This is a genomic window from Streptomyces sp. NPDC004752 (assembly GCF_053601275.1).
Map to the genome: position 1 here is coordinate 1 of NZ_JBSGBN010000284.1, position 2,586 is coordinate 2,586.

Consider the following 2,586-nt stretch of genomic DNA (forward strand, 5'->3'; position numbering starts at 1 on the left):
AGCGTCTCTGATCAGCTAAGCGGTCCCATGCGAACCGTGGAGTTCGGCGTGGGTTCTGCCCACCTGGGCGGGGTAGCGTGAGCGTGCAGGTGGAAGCCCGCGCCCAACGTTGCTCCGCGTGGCCGGTGGCCGGTGGTGGGTGTGCTGATCGTGGTCACGCCCTGGTGCCGGTGGGCTGCGCGGGGCAGCCGGGTCCGACCCGTTGGTGCGTGTCCCTCCGGACGCTTGCCAGCCGGGCCGGTGGGCCTGACCGGGGAGGGAATCCCGCGTCGCCTGGGCGCGGGACGGTTGGAACGTGGCCGGGTGGGGCCGGTCTTGGATCGGTCTTTCCGGCTGCTTTTCGGGGTGGCGGTGATGACGGCCTTGGCTTCGAGGTTGTCCACGACCTTGCGGGTCACCATGGTGCCGCTGGTCTTGTCCACGACGGTCTTGGTCTGGTGGGTGAGTCCGCGTGCGGCGATACGCCGCCACGCGCCCTGGTCGCGGTCTCCCTGCCACCGGCAGGACGGACAGATGGCCCACTTCCAGCCCGGCTTTGTGGGCCGGTCCGGGGCCTTGCGGTGCCGCAGCGGGGTCAAGCAGTACGGGCAGTGCCTGGAGGTGTTCGCCGGGGGCACGGTGACCACGGCGATCCCGGCTTCGGCGGCGAGGTGCCGCATGCGGTCGGCGATCTGCCCGCGCACGGTCTGGGACATGCGCGTGTTCTGTGTGCGGCCCATGCCGCCCGCTTCCATCGACCGCAGGTCTTCCAGGTAGATCACGGTCGCTCGGGCGGCGACAGCCTGATCAACTACCCAGCGGGCAGCACTCCGGGCCAGTGCGTCGTTGAGGTTGGAGCGGCGCTCGGAGACACGCTGGATCTCCTTGGCCAGCACAGTCGCCTTGTCGTCCAAGATGCGGTCAGCGAGCCGCTGGTACTGGTCGCTCTTGGCGTGCAGCCGCTCCGAGAGACGGCGAAGCCGGTACTGCTTCGAGAGCACGCCCGAGGCCCGGAACTGCGCGCCCGAGCCGAGGGCGGTGATATGTCCGTCGTCGTGGAGCCGGGCCGCCCCCGCGCTGAGGAGGGTGTTCAGGCCCCAGTCCACCCCCAGGGCCACCGTGTGCCCGGCGCGGGCCGTCTTCGGGACGGGGTGGGTGTAGGCGAGGTCAGCCCGTACCTTGCCGCCGACGATGCGCAGGGTGGGCAGGTGCAAGACGGCGTTCGCCGGAACCGTGGGCGGCAGGATGATCGTGCAGGCGACCCATGTCCAGTCCGCGTACTTCTGCGGGCCGGGCCGGGTGGGGAGCTGCAACCGCAGCAGAACCTTCGTCGGCTCAGTCGCGGACCGTTCGATCGACGCTTGCTGCCCGTCGCACGCGGCGAGCAGCAGCATCCGCGCCACACGAGGGTTCGGTTCCAGCTCGAACACGTCGGCAGGGGGACGGCCGTTCTTCTGCTGGAAGCGGGCGATCTGGCAGGTGCGGGAACGGATCACGCTGGACAGCAGATACTCCCCGCCCGGTATCGCGGCACGCACCTGCTCCCACTCGGCTTCGGTGCGCTTCTTCGGATCAGTGGGCCAGGTGGCCTGGATTCCGGCGATCACGTCGGCACGCCACTTCACCGACCGCAAAGCGCGCCCTGCCTGCTCCTGCGCAGCACGGACGATCCGGTCGTTGACCTTCGCCTCGGAGGCGGTGGTCCAGCCGAGGCGGCGCAGTGCCATCCAAGCGTTCGATGGCAGCTTCCGTCCACCCGCGTCCACACCGGAAGCCAGGGTGTCCACGTCAGTGGTGTTCCAGTGCTTCATCAGCAGATCACCAGTCATGCCGGACACCAGGTCGATGCACCAGCCGACGCGCTCCACCAGGGCGGAAGCGGTGAGGAGTTCGCCGGTCTTCTCGTCCACGCCCGACCGGACAAGGGCGCGGGCGCACGCGGTGCGGGAGGTCTCGCCCCCGGCGAGAGGCAGCTTCCGACTCACCGGGTCTCGCCCTCGTTGGTGCACTGCCCGGACTCGGCCAGCAGACGTCGCCGGTTGTCGGCACTGCGCATCCCGTACAGACGCCCGGCGAACGTCGTCACCAGCGAGACGAAGTCCTCCAGCAGCTCATCCCGGCCACCGAGCTTCTTCGGGTGCATCACCTCCACGCTGACCCCGTACACGGCGAACAACCGCTTGAGCCAGCCCACCCCGAACCGAGCGAGGCGGTCCTCATGCGTCACCCGAACCACGGTCACGGAGCCGTCCGACACCATCGCGATCACCCGGTTCAAGCCGGGCCGGTTCTCCTTCAGGCCGGAGCCACGGTCCTTGACGACCTTGACGACCGTCCCGGTCGAGGTGGCCCGAAGCTCCTGCTCCTGGGCCTCCAGCGAGGACTCCTGCCCCGATGAGCCGGACACCCGCGCATACAGCAGCTCCAGACGCGGACGGGCAATTGAGGAGTCGCTGCCGCGCTTCATGTTCTCCACGTCCACCGAGGAGAACCGGCGCTCACGCCCGACCCAGGTGAACGGGATCTTGCCGTCCAATGCCCACTGGCGAAGCGTCATCGGGTGTATCCCGAGACGCTTCGCAGCCTTGGACATGCGCAGCAACTCCA

At 69.1% G+C, this 2,586-nt stretch carries 2 protein-coding genes; both read right to left on the reverse strand.

All coding sequences use genetic code 11. From position 1 onward, the window contains the following. Window positions 1-11: 11 nt before the first annotated feature. Entirely contained in the window at window positions 12-1,964 is a 1,953-nt protein-coding gene (locus ACWEKM_RS46350) for a zinc ribbon domain-containing protein (RefSeq protein ID WP_451627335.1), read from the reverse strand. Next, window positions 1,961-2,586, reverse strand: a 626-nt coding sequence (locus tag ACWEKM_RS46355) for an IS607 family transposase (protein ID WP_451627336.1), incomplete at its 5' end; no start/stop codon positions are given. The genes ACWEKM_RS46350 and ACWEKM_RS46355, both read right to left, overlap by 4 nt.